This is a genomic window from Dictyobacter kobayashii (genome assembly GCF_003967555.1).
GTDB classification, from domain to species: Bacteria; Chloroflexota; Ktedonobacteria; order Ktedonobacterales; family Ktedonobacteraceae; genus Dictyobacter; species Dictyobacter kobayashii.
The window spans coordinates 1,086,591-1,107,280 of sequence record NZ_BIFS01000002.1; the positions used below are offsets into that span (position 1 = coordinate 1,086,591).

General features: G+C 48.9%; 17 protein-coding genes. 6 read left to right on the plus strand and 11 right to left on the minus strand.

Annotation, left to right across the window (positions count from 1 at the left end):
* Positions 1-547: 547 nt before the first annotated feature.
* Entirely contained in the window at positions 548-2,209 is a 1,662-nt protein-coding gene (gene abc-f, locus EL645_RS31455) for a ribosomal protection-like ABC-F family protein (RefSeq protein WP_126556405.1), read from the plus strand.
* Here the strand turns inward: abc-f and EL645_RS31460 are convergent.
* Together EL645_RS31460 and EL645_RS31465 are read right to left on the minus strand one after the other, a co-directional pair.
* Positions 2,206-3,765 (minus strand): serine/threonine-protein kinase, encoded by a 1,560-nt coding sequence (locus EL645_RS31460; RefSeq protein WP_126556407.1) that lies wholly within the window; start codon positions 3,763-3,765, stop codon positions 2,206-2,208. The two genes, abc-f and EL645_RS31460, sit on opposite strands and share 4 nt — an antisense overlap.
* Positions 3,766-4,176: 411 nt before the next feature.
* Entirely contained in the window at positions 4,177-4,872 is a 696-nt protein-coding gene (locus tag EL645_RS31465) for a VC0807 family protein (RefSeq protein WP_126556408.1), read from the minus strand.
* A 274-nt stretch (positions 4,873-5,146) separates the two neighbouring features.
* On the opposite strand from EL645_RS31465, the gene EL645_RS31470 reads away from it, so the two are divergent.
* Positions 5,147-6,457, plus strand: coding sequence for a sensor histidine kinase (locus EL645_RS31470; protein ID WP_126556410.1), 1,311 nt, complete (start codon positions 5,147-5,149; stop codon positions 6,455-6,457).
* Complete coding sequence (locus EL645_RS31475; protein ID WP_126556411.1) at positions 6,454-7,122, plus strand: response regulator transcription factor; 669 nt, start codon at positions 6,454-6,456, stop codon at positions 7,120-7,122. Before EL645_RS31470 ends, EL645_RS31475 begins: the two co-directional genes overlap by 4 nt.
* A gap of 130 nt (positions 7,123-7,252) precedes the next feature.
* Here EL645_RS31475 and EL645_RS31480 read toward each other — a convergent pair whose 3' ends face one another.
* The 8 genes from EL645_RS31480 to EL645_RS31515 form a co-directional block, all read right to left on the minus strand.
* Positions 7,253-7,498, minus strand: a complete 246-nt coding sequence (locus EL645_RS31480; RefSeq protein ID WP_126556413.1) for a hypothetical protein — start codon at positions 7,496-7,498, stop codon at positions 7,253-7,255.
* 61 nt (positions 7,499-7,559) lie between these two features.
* Positions 7,560-9,260 carry an alpha-amylase family protein gene (locus EL645_RS31485; RefSeq protein WP_126556415.1) on the minus strand — a complete coding sequence of 567 codons (1,701 nt, stop codon included), beginning with the start codon at positions 9,258-9,260 and terminating at the stop codon, positions 7,560-7,562.
* A gap of 92 nt (positions 9,261-9,352) precedes the next feature.
* Positions 9,353-10,447: a LacI family DNA-binding transcriptional regulator gene (locus EL645_RS31490; protein WP_126556417.1), complete on the minus strand. Its 1,095-nt coding sequence runs from the start codon at positions 10,445-10,447 to the stop codon at positions 9,353-9,355.
* A gap of 291 nt (positions 10,448-10,738) precedes the next feature.
* On the minus strand, positions 10,739-11,668 hold the full coding sequence (locus EL645_RS31495) for a carbohydrate ABC transporter permease (RefSeq protein ID WP_218032154.1): 930 nt from the start codon (positions 11,666-11,668) through the stop codon (positions 10,739-10,741).
* Between the two features lie 33 nt (positions 11,669-11,701).
* Positions 11,702-12,652 carry a carbohydrate ABC transporter permease gene (locus tag EL645_RS31500; RefSeq protein WP_126556419.1) on the minus strand — a complete coding sequence of 317 codons (951 nt, stop codon included), beginning with the start codon at positions 12,650-12,652 and terminating at the stop codon, positions 11,702-11,704.
* A 108-nt stretch (positions 12,653-12,760) separates the two neighbouring features.
* Positions 12,761-14,191 (minus strand): ABC transporter substrate-binding protein, encoded by a 1,431-nt coding sequence (locus EL645_RS31505; protein WP_126556421.1) that lies wholly within the window; start codon positions 14,189-14,191, stop codon positions 12,761-12,763.
* A gap of 441 nt (positions 14,192-14,632) precedes the next feature.
* On the minus strand, positions 14,633-15,844 hold the full coding sequence (locus tag EL645_RS31510; RefSeq protein WP_126556422.1) for a hypothetical protein: 1,212 nt from the start codon (positions 15,842-15,844) through the stop codon (positions 14,633-14,635).
* 329 nt (positions 15,845-16,173) lie between these two features.
* The gene (locus EL645_RS31515) at positions 16,174-16,833 is read right to left on the minus strand and encodes a cysteine hydrolase family protein (RefSeq protein WP_126556424.1); all 660 of its coding nucleotides are present in this window, start codon (positions 16,831-16,833) and stop codon (positions 16,174-16,176) included.
* 119 nt (positions 16,834-16,952) lie between these two features.
* On the opposite strand from EL645_RS31515, the gene EL645_RS31520 reads away from it, so the two are divergent.
* From EL645_RS31520 to EL645_RS31530, 3 genes are all read left to right on the plus strand, one after another.
* Positions 16,953-17,459 carry an Lrp/AsnC family transcriptional regulator gene (locus EL645_RS31520; RefSeq protein ID WP_126556426.1) on the plus strand — a complete coding sequence of 169 codons (507 nt, stop codon included), beginning with the start codon at positions 16,953-16,955 and terminating at the stop codon, positions 17,457-17,459.
* A 174-nt stretch (positions 17,460-17,633) separates the two neighbouring features.
* A complete protein-coding gene (locus tag EL645_RS31525; RefSeq protein ID WP_126557746.1) occupies positions 17,634-18,218 on the plus strand; it encodes an IS607 family transposase in 585 nt (194 codons plus the stop codon).
* Entirely contained in the window at positions 18,205-19,458 is a 1,254-nt protein-coding gene (locus tag EL645_RS31530; protein WP_246035640.1) for an RNA-guided endonuclease InsQ/TnpB family protein, read from the plus strand. Before EL645_RS31525 ends, EL645_RS31530 begins: the two co-directional genes overlap by 14 nt.
* A 47-nt stretch (positions 19,459-19,505) precedes the next feature.
* On the opposite strand, the gene EL645_RS31535 is transcribed toward EL645_RS31530, so the two are convergent.
* Complete coding sequence (locus EL645_RS31535; protein ID WP_126556428.1) at positions 19,506-20,561, minus strand: LacI family DNA-binding transcriptional regulator; 1,056 nt, start codon at positions 20,559-20,561, stop codon at positions 19,506-19,508.
* Positions 20,562-20,690 lie beyond the last annotated feature (129 nt).

Here is a 20,690-nt window from a genome sequence, read left to right on the forward strand (position 1 = left end):
TATAAGTGAGGGTACTTAAGTATATGCCATCGAACCAGGTTTGTCAGCAGTTCCAGGGACGTCGGAGCCACGTGCGATCAAAAGCTATTTTTGCTGTTGACAAGCGTAGCTCGACCCGCTATACTGGCAATTGAAAATACGTGTTACACTTCAAATAGGAGAATGGACCCTTGGTGATCACAATTATCGGGCAATAATGCATCGTCACTTCTTACTTTTTGCAGTTTTGACGAAGCTCGCGTTCTGTTTGTTGCCTGCGTTATTGTGCTCATGAGCAAGGTAGCACCTCACCTTCCACTGCTTTCTCCTTTTCCGCTTGCTACCTCGGCATCTTTTTGCATACCTTATGAGTCATTGACCCCCTAAACAACACAGCCAGAGCCCTGCGTCAACGTGCATAACCTTGCACACTGCTTACCGCGTGACGATGTGCCTCCACACACTCACCCTTCAAGATCGCTAGTTGAATATAAGAGTAGCTATGTCTACACATTTTCTGCCTTTAATAGCATACATGCACGAAAAGCATGTGGAGGGACGCGGTTTTATGTTGTTAACAGTCAAAAATATTACAAAAACATATGGCGCTATTAGCGTACTCAATGATATCTCTTTTGTCATCAATCGCCTGGAGCGCATCGGCCTGGTCGGCCCCAATGGGGTAGGGAAATCTACCCTTTTACATATCCTTACTCGACAAGAACAAGCCGACCAGGGCCACATTATCTATGCGGATGGCATTGAATATGGTTTCCTGGCCCAGAGCACACCCGACTTTTATGGACAGACTATTGACGATCTGCTGCTGGAATCTGTTGGCAACCTGCGCCAGTTGGAAGTGCACATGCACCAGTTGGAACAGCAAATGGCGCAAGCCAGCCAGCAGGAAGAGCTGGATCACTTGCTTGAAAAATATAATACGGTCTCGACCCAGTTTGTAGAGCGAGGTGGCTATGAACTGGACTATCGCATTGATCGCGTGCTGGCCGGTTTACACATAGATTATCTACCCCGTACACAGTCAGTGCAAACCCTCTCTGGTGGAGAGAAAGCACGAGTGGGACTGGCCGCACTGCTCTTGCGCTCCCCCGATGTGCTGCTATTGGATGAACCAACGAATCACCTGGATTTCGCCAGCGTGGAATGGCTGGAAAATTATCTGGCAGACTATCATGGCGCTTTACTGGTTGTCTCCCATGATCGCCAATTCTTAAACCGGGCCGTCAATCATATCTTTGAAATTGATGAGCATCAGCATCAACTCAAAATGTATACAGGTAATTATGATGCCTATGTACAGGCTAAAAAAATTGAACGGATCAAATGGGAAGAGACCTACCAACAACAACAGGAGGAACTGCAGCAGCTACGTAAACGCATTCGGGAACTCAGGCAGAATGCGAGTCGCACCAGCTTTGGTCCACCTCGCGACAACGATAAAACTGCCTATAACGGCCACGTGCAGAGCAAGCAAAATTCATCAGCCAGTCGGCTCCGTAGCGCAGAGATGCAGCTCAAATTAGTTGAAGCCGATGCTATTCCTAAACCACCCAAAATCTTACGCGTCAACTCACAATTTAATCCTGAGCAGACGATACAATCTGAAGTTGTACTCAGGCTTACAAATATCGGCAAACGCTTTGGAGAACGTGTACTTTTAAAACAAGTTAACGCTGAAATCAGCGCTGAAGCCCGCATTCTCTTGACCGGAGCCAACGGGACTGGCAAAACCACGCTTTTCAAGTTGATCATGGGTCAGGAAGCGCTGGATGTTGGTGAGGTCCAACTCGCACCCAGCGCACGTATCGGCTACCTGCCGCAGGAACCATTGCTTGATCCAGAGAAGACGGTCATTGAAACCTATCGCTATGACCAGATAGGCTATGAAGATGAGTTTACAGCACGGCTCATTGGCTATGGATTATTCAAGCTTGAGGATATGCAGAAAAAGGTAAAGCAACTTAGCCTGGGCCAAAAGCGCAAGCTTGAGATTGCGCGGCTAATGGCTCAGAATCCCAATGTGCTACTACTGGATGAGCCAACCAACTACATCAGCCTGGATATACTTGAAGCGTTTGAATATGCCATTATCCATTTTCCTGGACCAGTGATTACCATTACCCACGATCGCTGGTTTATGCAGCGTATTGGCGGCAAGGTCTGGCAGCTAGCAAACGGCCAACTCGTCCAGCCAACAATAGCAGGCTAGCACCGCTGCGAAAAAGGGCTGGCGGTCGCAGTCGAGCCATCAAGCATCCAGACCAGCGGATTGTTATTGGAGACGTTAATCTGTATAGTGGCATATTGCCGTCCCGGCGCGAAATTCGTAGGCAATAAGCTACTATACTGCATAGGCACAACCATATTATCAGTACCAAGAGGGATAGTTATGCTGCTATTGCTGGTATTGAGATAGCCAAACTTAGCCAGGTAACCGCTCGACCCTTGCAGCTGCACACATTCAAGTACGGGCTTCACGGTACCCTGCCCGGGAGGTGCTGGAGGGGAGATAATATTGGGAGTAGGCGTTGGGGTAGCGACTGCCTGCGGTGTCGGGGTGGGCGTCGGCGTAGGCTGGACTTGCAAGTTTACATTGATGGTTGTTGCCGTCGCCGTTGGTAGTGGCGCAGACGTAGCGGTAATAGCAGGAGTTACTCCATTTGTAGGTGTTGGCTGTCGGACATTATTCTGCGTGGCCGTAGCCGTGATCCCTGCCCGCGACTGCTGTGTGCTTGTGGTTGACCTGGAAGCTATCGTTGGCGTGGGTGTACTTCTCGCGGCCAGCACACCATTCAGCAAAGGAAGATATAATCCTGACACATAGAAAACACTCGCACCCAGTAGCAACAATAATAACAACAAGGCGAGTAATAACCGTTTACGCCTCACCGGTTGTCTGGCCGCTCTTCCTGACTGCCTGACATTGATAAATGGTGCTCGCGATAAAGCAGCTTTTATCTTTTTCGTTGAAGCAACGGCTACATCAGGATCAGCATTCAGGGCAGCCGTATGATCGGACTCCATAGCCGCTAAGAAATCTTGTACAGAAGGAAAACGCTCGGTAGGATTCTTGGCCAGCGCTTTAACGATAGCCTGCGCGATGGCTGGCGAGAGCGCGGGATTAAGCTTATCAGGTGCAGCAGGCAACGCGTCCTCGTGCTTATGCTGGAGCGTAGTACGCGCAGAGCCAGCGAAGGGTGTCGCGCCCGTGAATAGTTCATAGGCGATCGCGGCCAGCGCATATTGATCGGTCAAAGCATTGCGCACACCCTGGAATTGTTCCGGGGCCATATAAAACCGCAGTTGAGGATGTTCATTGACCGTATTGAAAGTCTGTGTGGCGGCCAGCGACGAAAGATAAAAGTCGGTGATCACCACCTGATCAGTCGCCGCTGGAGTGACAGGTTGCTCATCCATTATAGCAGTATCTTGCGCCTCTATTTCCGCTTCGCGCTGCAGAAATAGAATATTGTTGGGCATCAGATTTCCATGCACAATACCCTGCTTATGGGCAGCCTGAAGTGCCTCGCCAACCTGGCGAATAATAGCCAGTGCCCTGGCCTGTGGTAAGGGTTTAGCCAGAAACTGCTGTAAAGAACCGGCGGGTGCATAATTGCTCGCAAAAACAAAACCTTGCCAGATTTTGCGCACCAGCAAAGGGTCAGGATATGAGGATGTTTTAACGTTTGCAGGAGACTGACTTCCTGGCGCAGGAGTGTATAAACCTGCTGCAGTTGCAAGGGTGTCATAAATTGGGTCAACCATATTTTAAGTACAATCTCACGCCCGGAGGCACGCAAGTACCCATGATAGACAATTATCGATCCATGGCGCGCCAGCAGGCGTACCCTGGATTGCTCTGGCAAAATCGTATCTGACACTATATACACCCTTAATTTCTTAATATTCCGTTTCTTCTATTATAACCTCTAGACGAACAAAGATGAATATATGGTATCAGTAGTAGGAAGAAAAGAGCGTAGATAAAATACTCTATTTCTATTTCAGCTATAAACAAATCGCTGCAACAGCTTAAAAGACTTTGTCCATCTAAAAAACAACACAATTCGTCCATCTAAAAAACAACACAAAAAGAAAAGACCCACACTTGATGCTACACCTTTAAGCATCAAATGTGGATCTTCTATCGCACGAACCTGGTTACTAATTGTGCAATTATTGGCCACGCTGTTGTTTGATTTTCTGTAGCGCGGAGCGGTTTTTGTAAGCGTAGTACAGTGAGAAGGCTGCGCCACCGCCGATAATAGCCACATTCAAGATCGATCCGAGCGCCACCACAGTAGCCACTGATAGAGTCATTACGAACAGGACCTGCAGAGCAACATGGGCAACCATCAAAAATCCCCAGAAGCTGGTCAGAACGCGATAGAAAGTGCGGGCCTGGGGATACTCCCAATCGGCATTGAAGTTTGCGATCAGCCGGGCATCATTATGGCAGCGTAGTGAACGCATCACATAGAAGAGCAAGGGCTTCTGGAACAGCAATGAGATCAGAAAGATGAGACCGAACAGACCAGAGACAACGGTTGATTGCAAGAGCAAAAGCTTTGGACTATTGAAGATGTAGGCGGTAGCGGCGGTCAACACAAAACCCAGTACAATTAACACTCCCATCATGTCAACGCGACGTTTTCTGATCAGTTCAACAGTGGTCATTACCAGCGGTACAGCGCTGGCCAATAGCAGAGCATTTACAGTAGACATATGTGATGAAGCCAGACTATAAATCAGAAAGGGAGCTCCAGTATTAATCAACATACCTGGCAACATCTTTAATAACATAGATTTTTGTGATGGAACATTCTGCTGTTTCTCAATAACTTGAGTAAGAGGTAAAGTATTGGTTGACATTGTGGCTCTCCTTATTGCAATTAGCAACTGTATTAATGAAGATCGCTAGCAACAGCTTTCATTAGTTCGATTTTTGTTTCTTCAGCAGTTCGTGCTTACATGGGTAAGTATAGCTATATAGTGGGGCTAATACATCGGAGCCAGGGTTGATATTGGTTTGATCTTTGCGGGCCCATTTTCTCCACCCTGAAGTGGATGAACTTTCCTGCCAGACAGACTATAATTAGAGCAGAAGAGAGGCAAAAGAATATATCAAGAGGAGAGTGTATTTGATGTGAAGATATTAACAAACCTCAGCTTGTTTGAGCCAGCAGATGGGATAGATGGGTGGAGGAATATGCGCACCGTGATCAAGACGAGATTCTTTATGAGAGGTCTAATGATTGTCGCTGACTGCGTCGCTGCATTTATGGCTGTGCAAATTATTCTGACCAGGCTACATTCTTCGCTAAGCCAGACGATAGCGATAGAATTCCTTTTTCTAACCATAATCCTGCTACTGGTAATTTCACGTGCGCTCAAACAGTTTCTGCTGATCGTTGCTATCTATTGGATGTGCCTGCTACTTAGCCTGCTGCTTAGCCTATCCTTTGCTGGTAACTGGGGATATTTTGGAATATATATGACCTGTAGCATAGCTTTTTACCGCTTTCCCTTGAAATGGTCCTTACCCCTACTGTCAGGCTGTATGCTTGCATTAATATTAACCAATGGATCAAGCCACTTCTTACTCTCACATCAAGTAAAGGATTTGATACCCAACGCAATATTACTCCCCATAGCTATTGGTGTCAGTTGGGTAAGCTGGACACGGCGCATAGAATTTCTCCTGATCAATAAACTGCAAGCGACCCAGCAGCAATTGCGAGCAGAGATGGCCCGCTCAGAAGCACTGGCCGCCGAGCGCGAGCGCACGCGCATCGCCCGTGACATCCATGATGTCCTCTCGCATACCCTGTCAATTCTCTCCATACAAGTACAGGCCGCCCGCCAGCTAGCCACCCGCGACCCCAATCGCCTCTCAGCCAAGCTGGAAGATATGGCGGTCTTGATCCGCGAGAGTATCGCGGAAAGTCGACGCGTGGTGGGCTTATTAAGAGAAGTACCGACTACTATTGATCAAGATAGCCTGACGCTGAAATTGAATAGTGCCGCCACAACCTTTGGTGAGCGCACCGGGATTCACTGCTTATTCGCAGAAGAAGGTACGCCACCCGCCCATGAAGCGCTAAGCACAGTCCAGCAAGAAACGCTGCAATATGCCTTACGCGAGATGCTCACGAATGCCAACCGCCATGGACACGCTCAAACAATCTGGATCACACTACGTTGGCGCGAGTCGGCCCTGACCCTGCAGGTACGCGATGATGGTCAGGGGAAACAAGCCCAAGCCAGCGATGAGCCCGCACATAAGACAGACAACTTACATGCGTATGGTCATCATGGCTTGCGGGGCATGCGCGAACGCGCGGTCGCGCTTGGCGGCGAGGTCGAAGCGGGACCACTGGATAAGGGAGGCTTCTCAGTTACCCTGCGTATCCCATTCATAGTTACCGGCCTACAAAAAGCAAGAGGAACAGTATGAACATACAACAGATCCGAGTGCTCATAGTGGATGATCAGCGACTGATGCGCGAAGGATTGCGCATCATCCTGGAAGATGCAGACGATATTGAAGTCATTGGTGAGGCAGAAAACGGCATGCTGGCCATACAACTGGCCCAGGAAAAAGAGCCAGATGTAATCATGGACATACGTATGCCAGTCTGTGATGGTATAGAAGCCACCGAGCGCATTCGCAAGCAAGCCAGCTCATCCAGGCCACGCATATTGTTGTTAACCACCTTTGATACCCCTGAAATGGTCATTGAAGGTATGCGGGCCGGGGCCGCAGGCTATCTACTCAAAGATTGTAGCGCCGAAGAGGTCAGTGGCGCCATCCGCACCGTCGCCCGGGGACAGATATTACTGCAAGCGGCCAGTGCCGCCCAGCTGCTGGCCGGCCTGGCAGCTCCCGTTGCTCCACCGCCTCCCACTCCCGCAGCACAATTGGAGAGCAGTGGCCTGACCGCACGCGAGCTGGATGTAGTCAAATTGATCGTCAAAGGGCATAACAATACCGAGATTGCTTCCGCCCTCTCGGTCAGCGACTCCACCATCAAAACCCATATCAACCATATTTTTGCCAAACTGGGTGCCCGCGATCGAGCCCAACTGGTGGTACTGGCCCACCAATTGGGTATTGCCTGATGGCTATTTTATTTTTACAACATTTCTACGTATATCCGTATATATAACTAAGAGTATGAATGATATGCACTTGCATTAAGGTATAAAAGCCAGCACACACAAGGAGGCTACAATGTTTCTACTGGTGATCCTATTCGTGATTATACTTTTCGCCGCCCTGGGCAGCCTGTTCAGACCCAGACGTTGGATGGGCTACGGCTACTATCGCCCATATCGCAGGCCCTTTTTCTTCCGCCGCCCCTATATGCGCCGAGACTTTTATGGCGGGGATTTCTATGGTCGTGAACATCACCACCACCACCATGGTCACCATCACCACCACGGCGGCTGGTAGCAGCAAAAGTAAAGAGACGAGCAGGCTCGCTAGTATTTGCAAGCGAGCCTGCTCGTCTCTTTGTACTCTAAAAAACTATAGCCATGAATAATTAATAGTATAGTTAATATTTATTGGCAGGACTTGCTTCAAGTGAGTGCGGTAAAGTTGGCAGGTAACGTCGAGCATATTCATTGGCATCTTCAAGGATAGCACGTACCTGCTCGGGCGCGACCGCAAAGGTATCTTCAACGACACTAATAGTTGGAATCAGCCCTTCACGCACTGGTGTGCGCTGGATGGGATTGTAGCCAAGCTCATGTACACCGGTACTACCTCGACCGGGATCACCCAGACAAAGATGGGCGAATTGGCGATTATAACGATTAAAGAAAGCCGCATCTGGCTGGTCGTGCCAGTGGTGCACTCCATCAGTATGCCCGGCCTGCATGAACGGCGTAATGGCTCCCATAGCATCATACCAACCTTCACCAGCAACCAGTATATCAGGATGGCCCTGCTGAATTTTGCGCACCAATTCACGAATACCATCATAGGAACTATAGCGAGGATCATTCGCCCACATAGCCGAGATATCCAGAAACACACCATCAAAAGCATAGTTATCGATCAAAGTATTGATCTGTGAGCTCAGTCTATTTTGCCAGGTAGGTGCACCTGGATTCAAAATGCGGCCCCAGCCATGGTCATAGTGGCGGCTGCCATCCCAGTCCACAGAACCACTGGCAGGATAGCCACCCGCGGTAAGCATGGCTGCGGGTGCGCCCCATTGTTCAAAGTTTTCGGTGGCCACATTAGCAAAATTAATACCAAACATGAGCATGATACGCGCTCCCAGCGCATGTGCTCCAGCGATCAGTTTGCGTAAACCTTCTTCTCCCCCCATACGTTCATCAGCATGATAATCCCCATATTGCCAGTAGTAACGACCTTCCCAACCTGGTAAATATAACAAAATGTGGCGGGGATCGATATATTGCGCCATCCATTGTAAACGCTGCAGTACCTGAGCATAGTTATTAAACACATAGCCAGACCAATGCTGACAATGAACAGTGGCTACCAGCGCGATATCCCTGGCCCAGGCTGGCACATCTGAACGCTGCTCCCAGGGAACCAGGTGATAGGCTTGCTCAACATAGGCTGCCTGCTCCTGAAAAAGTTCAGGCAACATAACACCCGAACCAATCTCCCAGGTAGGAACAGTTAAAGTATAAGCAGGTTCAGAGGCTAGATTCTCATAAATAAGCTCGACATCCACCTGCTCACCAGAGGGCAAGAAAACAAATTTTTTCGGCCGTACGCGCTGATCCAGTGAACGGAAATAGTGATAGGTATCTTCAGTATGGGTGGAACTCTTCAAGATTGCCAGTGGAGTACTAATGTTACGCCACCCCTCTGGATAATGCAATACAATCCCATCTTCAGGAATACTCGTCTCATCCCGCTCACGCATAGTCAGCAAAGTTCCTCTTGCCAGACCTTTAACGATTAATTTGATACTTCTGAGCAACTTATGATGAGAAGCAGTTAGAGAAACGCGATACTGAACCCTGTTTGTCCCTGCATCAGTAGCGATTTCTTCGCGATGAATACAGGCACGGACCTCACCGGCCGCACACTCCTGTCCACCAGCCCAGGTCAATCGGCTACAGGTTAGAATAAGCTGCCTGTCTTCTTCTTGCAGGCGACAGTGCTGAGGATCTAGCGCGTATACATTTTCAAAGGTATAAAGTTGAATACTAAAGTCTAGATCGCCAAAGGAAAAAATAGGGTCACCAGAATGGTAGCTTAAATCTTGCATTATTCTTTATTTTCTCTTTCCAGACAACAGATAACAGTATCTACACACTTATAACAGATTGCCTGGGTGGAAGAAGGGGAGAAATTAATGGATTAATTTTCCTTGAGATGCTCCAATGAGGCCCCACTGGATTCGCGCACAACCAGGCTACAAGGCAAACGAATAATGCCTCGCTCTTGCTCTTCGCCCCCTTTGATCATAGCCAGTAAACGCTGAGCGGCCTGACGTCCAAGATCGGGCAGATTCACATTCACGCTGGTCAAAGCTGGACGAGACTCGGTCGCAAAGATATCCCAGTTATCAAAACCAACGATAGCTATATCATCGGGTACACGCACCCCACGCTCATGTAGTGCATCAATCACTCCACATGCAATCTGATCACTGCCACAGAAAATGGCATCTAGATGGCGACGATTCTCAGGATCATCCAATAATAGCCTGGCGGCCCCATATCCCCAACGCTGGCCCCAGGGTCCCGACAGCACCTTATTGGGACTATGTGGTACTCCATAAGCATCTAATGCCTGGCGCATCCCACGCTCGCGCGATTGGACCGACTCATACTGGAAGAGTCCGGTAATGTGCGCGATCGAGCGACGTCCCAGTTGTAGCAGATGTTCAACTGCTATACGGCCTCCCTGCTCATCATCAGGGATCAAACAGAGTGCTTCTGGCGTCTTTACCTGTGCGCAGGCATATACTATTGGCGTGCGATTATTCCCAACATTGAGGGGTGGACGCGCATCAATCTTCCAGCCAGAGACGATAAAGCCATCTACACGCTTGGCCAGCAACAAATCGATATGCTGCTGTTCTCGTTGCACATCATCGCTTGTATCGCAAAGGAAAACCGATATCTGCTCCTGCATCAGAACATTATTGATGCCTGATAATAACGGAATACTAAAACGCCCCTCGCTATCAGAAGTAATAAAGCCAATCGTCGAGGTCGAACCACGAATCAAGCTCTGGACAAGATCGTTAGGGCGAAAACCCAGACTACGAGCTACCTCTTGTACCCTCTCACGTGTCTCTGCACGCAATTTCCCCTGCCCATTGAGCGCCTTTGAAACCGTACTAATGGTTACACCTGCGGCACGTGCCACATCATGGATAGTAACACTCTGAGTAGATCGTCCATCCGCAGTCTGCCCGGTTTCGGATTGTTGTTTTAGTGATGTCATATGCTATTACCGCTTCACTATCCTTTTCTTGCTCTCTTATACCGTATAGTATTGGTGTTCAACTCATCGGTTATGGAGTAAAAAAGAGATCTTCTCGCTAAATAACCAGAGCATAGCATGTTCCCTGTAAAGCAGCAAGCAAATTGACACCAGACCGTCATAACCACCATTTAAGGAAAACATCGCCTCACATTTTTATAATCCTGAAAGAAACGTATTGCCCTGAAGATATTTTTCTCTACATAAACACCCCCCATCGTAAGTCACCTTCTATATCAGTGTCCATTATTGCTAGCGACCACCCAGACCGCTGACCGCGATACCACGAATAAAATGACGCTGGGCAAATAGAAAAATAATGATCAAGGGGGCCACAGTCATTGTCGAAGCGGCCATATTTAACGGTACATTATTAAATTGCTCAGTTCCATTGCTGGTAAAAATCGAGAGGCCCATGGTCAACGGCGTGACGGAATCGCTCTGCAACATAACTAATGGCCAGACAAAATCATTCCACACATTCATGATGGTTGTTACCGCCAGCACGGTCAAGGCCGATCGACTGAGCGGTAGTATGATTTGCCAGTAAATACGGAACTTGCTGGCGCCGTCCAGGGTCGCTGCTTCATCCAGTTCACGTGGGATCGAATACATAAATTGGCGCAGCAGAAAGGTACCAAAAGCGCTCCCAAAGATACCTGGCACAATGATTGCCAGATATGAATCGAGCCAGCCAAAAGTCTTCATCATGATAAAACTGGGAACCAGCGTCACTGCACCAGGAATTAACATGGTAGCCAGGTAAACAATAAATAGTTTATTCCGACCAGGAAAGGTCAGGCGCGAAAACGCATAAGCAGATAACGAGCAACAGAAGAGTTGTCCTATCGTTATAGCCGATGCATAGAGGATACTATTCAGTAGATAGGTCAAAAACGGGACCGCGTTAAAAACATCGGCATAGTTATGCCATTGCGGCACACTGGGCAGAATCGATGGTGGATAGGTCGAGGCCTCGACCGTTGTCTTGAGTGAAGTAGATACCATCCACAAAAATGGGATGATCACGATCAAGGTCACCACACAAAGCAACACATATATTAGTATCTGACGCAACATGTTGCGGATGCGATACTGCCTTTTCACCAGTAAGCGCTGCTGACCGTAATCAGCATCGATCCTGTCTGCGGCCTTCACTGCCGCAAGGTTCGCATTTTTCACCTGCGATATCACTTTTTCACCTTCCCTTCTGCTTTAGATATTCGACTCAGCGGCAGCATTCACCGCATTACGGCTCAGGCGCAATTGAATAATGGTTACCACAAAAATAATGGCAAACATCACATAAGAAAGGGCGGCCGCCGAACCAAAGCGATTCTCTCTGAATGCGCGCTGGAAGACCAGGAAATTAAGTACGGTAGTGCCGTAGTCTGGACCACCATTGGTGATGTAATACACCTGGGTGAAAACCTGGAAGGAACCGACAAAACTATTGATCGAGACAAAGAGTAATGAAGGCGAGATTAGCGGAAAGGTGATGCGCCAGAAGCGCTGCCAGCTATTGGCGCCATCGATCACCGCTGCCTGCAAGACCGACTCAGAAATATTCTGAATTGCAGCTAGCAGCACAATGGCGGAAAAACCAAAGCTTTGCCAGACACCGATAATACAGACGCCAACGAGGGCCCACACCGGGCTGCTCAACCAGGGAATTGGTGGCAGATGTAGCCAGAGCAGGGTATCGTTAATCAGACCATTATCAAAGTCGTAGATCCATTTCCAGATCACTGACACAGCCAGAGCAGAAGTAACGACAGGAATAAACATGGCCGTCCGGAAAAAAGCCAGTCCTCGTACACGCTGGTTGAGCAACACCGCGACACCCAGGCTAACCAGAATACTCACTGGCATGGTAACCAGGGTGTAGATTAAAGTATTGCGTATCGCCGTCCAGAACAAATCGTCCGTCAGGAAATCCAGATAATTACCCAGGCCATTAAAGCTGGGATCAGAGATGCCATCCCAGTTATGCAAGCTCATATAAAACGCAAACAGCACCGGGAAGGCCGTAAATATCAGCACACCAATGAAACTAGGCAAAATGAAAAGATATGAACCAGGGTAAGCCCGTAAATGACTACGCTTCCGCTTTCCTCTTCTATCCTGTCCAAGACCCTTCGTGGACGTGGATGCAGCAAACGCCATAGATCGCCCTTTCTAACAAAACCAACATTGCGCGCATCACACCCTATCCTCTCTGAGAGAAGAAAGAGTAGCTGAGCGCAATATTCGTACAACAGCTCTTAAAGTCAACTAACCATAAGCTTGAATAGCCTTATTAACCTTACTATCCAATGCCTTCAGGTCAGCAGCGGATTTCTTGCCATTCCAGATATCGTCCAAAATAGTCAACCAGTCAGTAGAGAAGTTGGGCCAGGCACGGCTCACCGGTTCAGCAGCGGCAGCGCCGACTTCCAGGGCTTCCGTAAAGAGAGTCGCATGATCCAGGGCAGCATTGGCCTTTTTAAACTCAGCAGAGGAACCAACACTCTTCAGGGTCGGTAGCCAGTTCAAGCGCTCAAGATTCGCCTCGGGACCGCCCCAATATTTCACAAAGCGCCAGGCCTCATCAGGATACTGGGATCGGGCAACAATCGATATACCTGTCCCCTCAAGGTTTGTACCAGAGCGTGAACCCGAAGGACCAACGGGCACTGGAGCAATATCAAAATTAAGTCCCGATGTCTGTGAAAATGCGTCATAGAACCAGTGACCAACGATACACATCGATGCCTTACCAGTCTGGAAAAGTTGATAGCCGCTCTGAGACTGCAATGACTTTTCGGCGGCAGCCACCTTTTTCACATTTGACAGATCGGCATACCATTGAATAGCCTGCGCAACTTTGGGATCTGAGAGATTGCTATCGGTATCACCCGGGTTGATAGCCTTATCACCAAACCAATGGCCGCCATTAGCGACGGCGACCGCACAGGTTGCGCTAAACGCAAAGTTCCAGGCCTCCGCATATCCATAACGGGTGGTACGACCAGCCGAGGTTTGACCCAACTTACCAGCATAATCCGTAAACTTATCCCAGGTCCAGCTGGTATCCGTCCAGGAACTCGGCATAGTCAGACCCGCTTCACGCACATGATCCTTGTTATAAAAGAGCGCCACCGTCGTCAACTGATCTGGCATAACGTAAAATTTGTTTTCCCAGGTAAATAATTTAGCCAGGTCAGGATAGATATCAGGCTTCACTTTTTCAGCGAACTGATTATCTTTATCAATAAAGGTGTTCAGGTCCAGGAAAACACCCTTTTTGGCATAGCCACCGTAATCAATCTCCCACATACGTGTGATATCAGGAGGGGAGCCTCCTGCCAGCTGCGTATTAAACTTTTGCAGGTGAGCGCCATTGTTCCCGCTTTGCAATTGGATCTTGATATTCGGATTGGCCGCCTCAAATTTAGCAATAATTTTCTTGTAGGTTAATACCTCACCTGGGGTACTTTCATGGTAAAAGTTAAGGACGGCTTGTCCTTTGCCTGTGTTGACATTAGGTGTTCCACATCCACTAAGAGCCGCCGCCAGGGCAGACATACCAGTCGTTGCGGCAGCGGTTCCTGCCGCCCGCACCAAGAACTGACGTCGGGTAGTACTGCCAGAAAGAAAAGGTGATTTTCCCGAGCTTTCCAAATTAATTGTTTCTGAATCAGGTAAAGAGAGCTTTGATGACATGGGTCTACTCCTTTGTACACAATATAAAAACCTGGTGTGCAGACGTTGCGCAGGATCTGCATAGTTTGATTCCCTTCAAACCATACAGATATAGGCTCAAAATAAGTCAGCCGGATCAGGAAAGTACTTTCTTAACCTTGAATAAATTTATACATTCAAATCAGTAAAAAGTCAAGCACCCGCATCTTATCCCGCCATAATCAATGAAAATTGCCTTTATTTACGACTTATTATCACTTAAAGTCTGTATAGTGCTATATAAAAATATTCTGCTCCCAATTCATCTATAATAGTTTTAGTATCTTATAATAAAGAAAGTAGTTTCTCATTAAGCTAAAGATTCATACACTTTAAGGTGTTACAAAAAATGCATAATGAAATGGGTGGATGGGTAGAAAACAGACACTCAGAGACTCGAAGGATATAAAAATTGAGCACAACCTATGAGATGATGGCGGGGTGGCGTTGAATTTCCTGAATCACTGGTTGTAGGCGGGGATCTGTGATGGGCAGTTGGGGTTGAAGCTGGTGGGCTGCAGGATTGACGGCCGTAAACACACCGAAACGCCAGAGGAAATAGGCATTGCTCGGCTGGGAGTGGGCTTCTTTTACACCAATAGTGGCCAAACATCCCAGAGCCCTGTTCTGGTTGGAAGTAAATGACGGATTCTGGATAGCAGTATTGGTTGAGATAGCAAGAATATTACTAATCATCAGTGTACAGTTAGGATCATCAAAAGAGCTGTCCCCGGCTTTATGGACCAGCACGTGCCAGGTATGCTGAATCCAAAAGATCTGCAAAAAAGTATATTGTTGATCGCCGGCCTGGCCTTCTAAGCTATCCTTAGCTGCGTCAGGGGCATTGACAGCGCGATATGTCCAGGTTGGACGCGTAATGACAAACACATCCCACGCTGGTATACCATTCAATGTGTCCGGTTGAGGAAAAAAGCGGGTGCAAATTAAACGACAGTCGCTGCCCTGACCATCCTGACAATGCACACCAATTAGAGGACCCTGGCAGTCCGTTGGCATGTTCACATCGGTATCCAATAAAAAACGCAGGGTAGCGGCTAAAGGATGCGCCGCGGTCTGAATTGGTGAGGTGGCATTATAGCGGAATGGTTCCCCTGGCTGAACGGTTTCGTGCGCCTGAAAAGTATCCAGATAGGACTGTATGGCCTGCAAGAGTGCGGACTGCTGTTCAGGGGCCAATGATTTCAGCGATAAGCGGTCCGGAAAACTTACCATATAAATAGTATCCGCGCGCGAGCTATCGGCGATCTGTGTTAACACACAATTTTGCTGCGGAGACGAGCTCACAGGTACAGTGAATTTACAGCTCTGCGTAGGAAAAGGTTCAGCATTCCATTGCAAGGTATGCTGTCCTGGAGCAAGACTGATGGGAGTATCATTTGTTGAGAGCGGCAGGTGCTCCACTGGCTTCCCATCCAAAACGGCTTTCCCCCACGGTGGCGATACTTGAAAGAAGAAAGAATCATCGCCTGTCAAGGATAAGCTGACCTCTTGCGCACCTCGCACGAGGCGTACAACATCATTAATAGACCATTCCTGGGTGACCGTGGCTTCCAGGATAAGCAATAGAATAATTATTATACCAATTTTAATACAAAGTCTTGCTTGCTTGCGCAATCGCATTCCTCATCTTCTGCCTGCAGCGAGAGGGGGATTGGGATACAATCACCCCCTCAGGAAAGTCTGGTCGGGCTACCCACTTGATCGCGGGGCGCCTGCACTTCTCGCATTCAATCTTCTTTATTTATTCTATCCTTTTAAGCCGGTAGTCACAATACCACTGACTCTCATATTTATGGGAAGAGTGTCACCCCCTTACGGGCGGCCACATACGGGCGAGCACAGTCACGCCCGCACCTGATTGGAAGCCAGACATATTCCGACAAAGCAGCGGACCTTTGCGACTTCTGCATCCGAGACAAAGGTTGTATTGGCAAGACGCTTCTCTAGCCTGCGAGATCTTCGAGGATCTCGCTCAGAGAGAGGACTTTCGCAAAGCCTTTCCTGAGCACCTGTAATTCGGGCTCCTGCATCGCAGGATCATCGGTGGCGGTGATGTCGCCGCCGATGATGACCTTAAAGCCGCGTTCATATGCTTGCCGAGCGGTGGTTCCACAACAGAAATTGGTGAGAGTACCACAGATGATCACGGTATCCTTGTGCAAGTTCTTGAGAATGGTTTCCAGGGGTGTATCATAAAAAGCGCCATACGACGGCTTGTAGAGCACAATCTCGTTTTCTAAAGGCGCCAATTCATGCCAGATGGTGCCATCGCGAAACCAGGCAGCGTCCTCTTCGGTATAGCGATTGGGCATGAGTGGCCCGCTCAGGGGACGATCCAGATACTGATGGGTTCTGGCAAAGGCCGTATAAATGACTGGAACGCTCTTTGTGCGGCATGCTTCAATCAGTTGCTTGATGCGCGGGACAAGCCTCGTTGCTTCTGGAACCCAGAAAGGGGTGGAGTGAGGTCTTACAAATTCATCCTGCATATCGATCACAAGCAAGGCGCAGTGGTCTCGTTCCACTCCAAAGGTCGCACTTCCTTCTCGATAGGCAAGACGCGCGAAAGTGAGAACTTCCTGTTCCGAAAAGTTTTTGGTCATGAAATCTCCTTGAAAGATCTACTTGTTTTTATAGAGTATAGCAGGAAGAAAATCTCCAGTACATGCATTTTCAAAAGTGATATGCTATACTTCTTTCAAACTTGAAAGGAAATAGTACAATGACTTTCAAAGATGATCGTCTCCTGGATGAGACAGGGTGGAGTATTCTGCGGGAGTTGCAAAAGGACGCCCGGCTTTCCTTTCCTGAATTAGGTCGACGGGTGGGACTCTCCACCCCTGCTGTCGCTGAACGAGTGCGCAAACTGGAAGATGCGGGGGTGATTACTGGCTATGGAGCCCACGTCGATACGGCAAAGGTTGGCTTGCCCATGATGGCATTTATCCGCATTACCACGACACCCCAGACGGAGGCCAGTCTGCGTGCCCTCATGACGGATCTCCCCGAGCTACTGGAATGTCACCGTGTCACAGGGAATGAGAGTTTTCTCTTGAAGCTGGTCGTCACATCGATCGCCCATTTGGAACAGGTCCTCAATCAACTCATGAGAACAGGGCCTGTCACCACATCCATTGTCCTGTCCACACCCCTCCCTGGAGAACCGATCAAACAAGAGGCGACAAGAAGAGAGCATGATCCGATCGCTCATACAAGCCAGGAACACTGATCAGGCTTCTCTAGAGAGGCTGTTCTTTCATCTACAACAGTAGGAAGTAGAGGATAGAGCCAGCCGCGATCAGGTTGATCAAGGCGTTACCATGTGGATTCGGTGTAGCAGACTAGTTACTAAGAACCATGACAAATAGTGACAACAAGATCGTTTTGTGCTAGACTCATAAACATGAAGTTGAGCCAGTACGCGAAGGCACAAGGGATCAGTTATCGTACAGCCCTCAGATGGTGGAAAGCTGGGCAGATCAAAGGGTACCAGGCCGAAACCGGAACCATCATCGTCGAAGAGGGGAAACCAGAAGAGGCAAGCCGCGCTCGGCGAGTTGCGATTTACGCGCGAGTCTCTTCACGGGAGCACCAGCCCAATCTGGAACGGCAAGTCGAACGACTCGAAACCTATTGTGCGGCCAAAGGCTATCAGATCACCACGGTCGTCACAGAAATTGCTTCCGGGGTCAATGATGCTCGACCGAAGTTTCTGGCCCTGTTGCGAGATGTGACGATGACGACGATTGTGGTGGAGCAGAAGGATCGTGCAACGCGCTTCGGGTTCCGGTATCTCGAGACGCTCTTGGAATTGCAAGGCAGGGGCTTTGAAGTGGTCAATGTGGCGGAAAACAATCAGGAGGACCTGCTGGCGGATCTGACAAGCATTCTCTATAGCTTCATGGCCCGGTTGTATGGGCAACGTCGAGCGAAACGGAAAACCGAAAAGATTGTGAAAGAATTGGAGGCAGAGGATGCACCTGGTTGAGCGACACCTGGTCAAACAAGATGATCCTCGCTTTGCGGTTCTCGATACTGCTGCGTTCGCTTCGAAAAACCTGTACAATCAGGCCAACTATCAGATACGACAGACCTACACTCAGGAAGACAAGTATCTGTCGTATGTCGAGGTGTTTCATCGGGTCAAGGGCATGGAATGCTACAAGGCCCTTCCCGCCAAGGTGGCCAATTCCATTTTGATCTTACTTCATAAGAACTGGATCTCTTTCTTTGAAGCGAAGAAAGCGTACCAGGAAGATCCCTCCCGCTTCACTGGACGCCCAACGCTGCCCAAATACAAAGACAAGATCAAGGGCCGTAATATCCTCATCTACGACAAGCAGGCACTCGGCAAGCGTGCGTTCAAGAAAACCGCCAAGCTCATCCCTTCAGGATTGCCCATCGAGATTGACACCTGCGTCGCCGAATTCTGGCAAATTGCTCAAGTACGGGTTGTGCCCTGTTCTGATGGATACATGATTGAAGTGGTGTATGAACAGCAAGAAGAGCAGGGGCAGGCCGATGTCGACCCTGCCCTGGTGGCAGCCATCGATGTTGGAGTCAATGTCCTGGCCGCCCTCACCAGCAATAAGCCTGGTTTTGTTCCCCGTGTGCTCAGCGGCAAACCGATCAAAAGCCTCAATCAAGGATACAACAAACAACGCGCCCAAGCCCAAAGCCGTTTAAGCCGAGAGAAGCGTTTGACCTCGCGCCAACTGGATCGCAGAACGACGAAGCGCAATCGCCGTGTGGAGCACTATCTGCATACGGCAAGCCGTCGCATCATCGATCTGTTGGTAGAGGAGAGCATTGGAACGCTTGTCATTGGCAAAAATCCGCTCTGGAAGCAGGAAGTGAGCATGGGCAAACGCAACAATCAATCCTTTGTACAGATCCCACATGCTCGTTTTATCGATCAATTAACCTACAAAGCCAAATTGGTCGGGATCAGGGTCATTCTTGCCGAAGAGAGCTATACCAGCAAGGCCAGTTTCCTTGACCGCGATCCGATCCCCACGTACCGCGCAGATCAGACAAACCCTGCTGTGTTTTCGGGCAAGCGCATTGCCCGCAGTTGGTATCGGGCAAAGGATGGACAAATCATTCACGCAGATGTGAATGGTAGTTATAACATTTTGCGCAAAAGTAGCTCCGACCTTTCGCAATTGGGGCGAGGAGTAGGGGGGAGCTGCAGTTCTCCCCAGGCGGCTGGCCGTCTAAACGGATGACCAAATAGGCATATTTGTCATCATTCTAAGATACTGTAAGTAGCCTTCTACAGGCGCTTTACCGTTGAGGTGGAAGCACGTACAATAAGTTTAGTTGGCACGACTAAAGGTGAAGGAGCCTCTTCTCCACTCATCAATTGAAGTAAGCGGCTCACGGCCCCTTGGCCAATTGCCTGCTTATCCTGGCTAATCGTGGTCAGGGGCGGATCGGAGTGCTGGCTACGATCAATATCATCAAAACCAATGACAGAAACATCTTCAGGCACACGAATATGGTGCTCCTTCAACGCCCGCAGAATACCAAAAGCGATCATATCGCTGTTAGCCACAATAGCGGTGAAGTCGCGTCGTTCACGTAATAGGGCCAACGCCGCATGATAGGCGTCCTGGGTCTCCCAACCCGATTGGCAGACCAGTTGCTGTTCAATAGAGAGTCCAGCACTGGCCATTGCCTGTTGATGACCCATAAAACGCTCGGTTCCAGTAATCGAAAAGAGCGATCCTGGAAAAAAAGCGATGCGCCGATGTCCAAGCTGTAAAAGATGCTCGGCCGCCTGCACAGCGCCACCCTTATAATCTGATTTCGCATAGGTGGCATGGCTACCTTGAAAAAGATTGTCGATAAAAACCGCGGGCATCGATGAATTGCATAAACCTTGAATGCGAGGATCATCCGTCCCCAGAGCCAGCGTAATCACACCCTCTACGCCCCTGGCCTGTAAGGATAGAACATAGTTCAAGGTAGGATCTCCACCCGCATCAAAGGTGCTATAAGGACGGGCAGGCAGAAATAGATCATAGCCGGCTTCAGCAACCGCCTGCTCAATAAAACGTAACAATTCCAGATAAAAATGGCACTGGGTCATAGCGAGTTGTGAAAAATTTAAGCCACCTTCGCCATCAAACATAGCCAGCGCAATCATGCGCGAACGATCCTGGGGCACCGCCTTCGTAAAAATATTGGTACCATACCCAAGCGTAGCAATCGCGGCATAAATACGTTTCTTTGTTTCCTCGCTAACATTAGGCGAACCATTGAGAACGCGAGATACCGTTGCGCGCGAAACGCCTGCCAGCCGGGCCACCTGCTCACTCGTAACCATGCGGAAATATTACTCCCTATGCGATTTTAGACTGGATGCTGGACATCTGGTAGCACTACCAGATCGTTCATGTACATATGTAACATTACAGATGCTACTACTATTGCATAACTCAACCATATTTGTCAA

What these genes read in the sequence shown, in the direction of transcription:
- abc-f (WP_126556405.1), top strand. Translation starts at nt 548, where the DNA reads ATGTTGTTAACAGTCAAAAATATTACAAAAACATATGGCGCTATTAGC.
- EL645_RS31460 (WP_126556407.1), bottom strand. Translation starts at nt 3,765, where the DNA reads ATGGTTGACCCAATTTATGACACCCTTGCAACTGCAGCAGGTTTATAC.
- EL645_RS31465 (WP_126556408.1), bottom strand. Translation starts at nt 4,872, where the DNA reads ATGTCAACCAATACTTTACCTCTTACTCAAGTTATTGAGAAACAGCAG.
- EL645_RS31475 (WP_126556411.1), top strand. Translation starts at nt 6,454, where the DNA reads ATGAACATACAACAGATCCGAGTGCTCATAGTGGATGATCAGCGACTG.
- EL645_RS31485 (WP_126556415.1), bottom strand. Translation starts at nt 9,260, where the DNA reads ATGCAAGATTTAAGCTACCATTCTGGTGACCCTATTTTTTCCTTTGGC.
- EL645_RS31490 (WP_126556417.1), bottom strand. Translation starts at nt 10,447, where the DNA reads ATGACATCACTAAAACAACAATCCGAAACCGGGCAGACTGCGGATGGA.
- EL645_RS31500 (WP_126556419.1), bottom strand. Translation starts at nt 12,652, where the DNA reads ATGGCGTTTGCTGCATCCACGTCCACGAAGGGTCTTGGACAGGATAGA.
- EL645_RS31505 (WP_126556421.1), bottom strand. Translation starts at nt 14,191, where the DNA reads ATGTCATCAAAGCTCTCTTTACCTGATTCAGAAACAATTAATTTGGAA.
- EL645_RS31515 (WP_126556424.1), bottom strand. Translation starts at nt 16,833, where the DNA reads ATGACCAAAAACTTTTCGGAACAGGAAGTTCTCACTTTCGCGCGTCTT.
- EL645_RS31520 (WP_126556426.1), top strand. Translation starts at nt 16,953, where the DNA reads ATGACTTTCAAAGATGATCGTCTCCTGGATGAGACAGGGTGGAGTATT.
- EL645_RS31525 (WP_126557746.1), top strand. Translation starts at nt 17,634, where the DNA reads ATGAAGTTGAGCCAGTACGCGAAGGCACAAGGGATCAGTTATCGTACA.
- EL645_RS31530 (WP_246035640.1), top strand. Translation starts at nt 18,205, where the DNA reads ATGCACCTGGTTGAGCGACACCTGGTCAAACAAGATGATCCTCGCTTT.
- EL645_RS31535 (WP_126556428.1), bottom strand. Translation starts at nt 20,561, where the DNA reads ATGGTTACGAGTGAGCAGGTGGCCCGGCTGGCAGGCGTTTCGCGCGCA.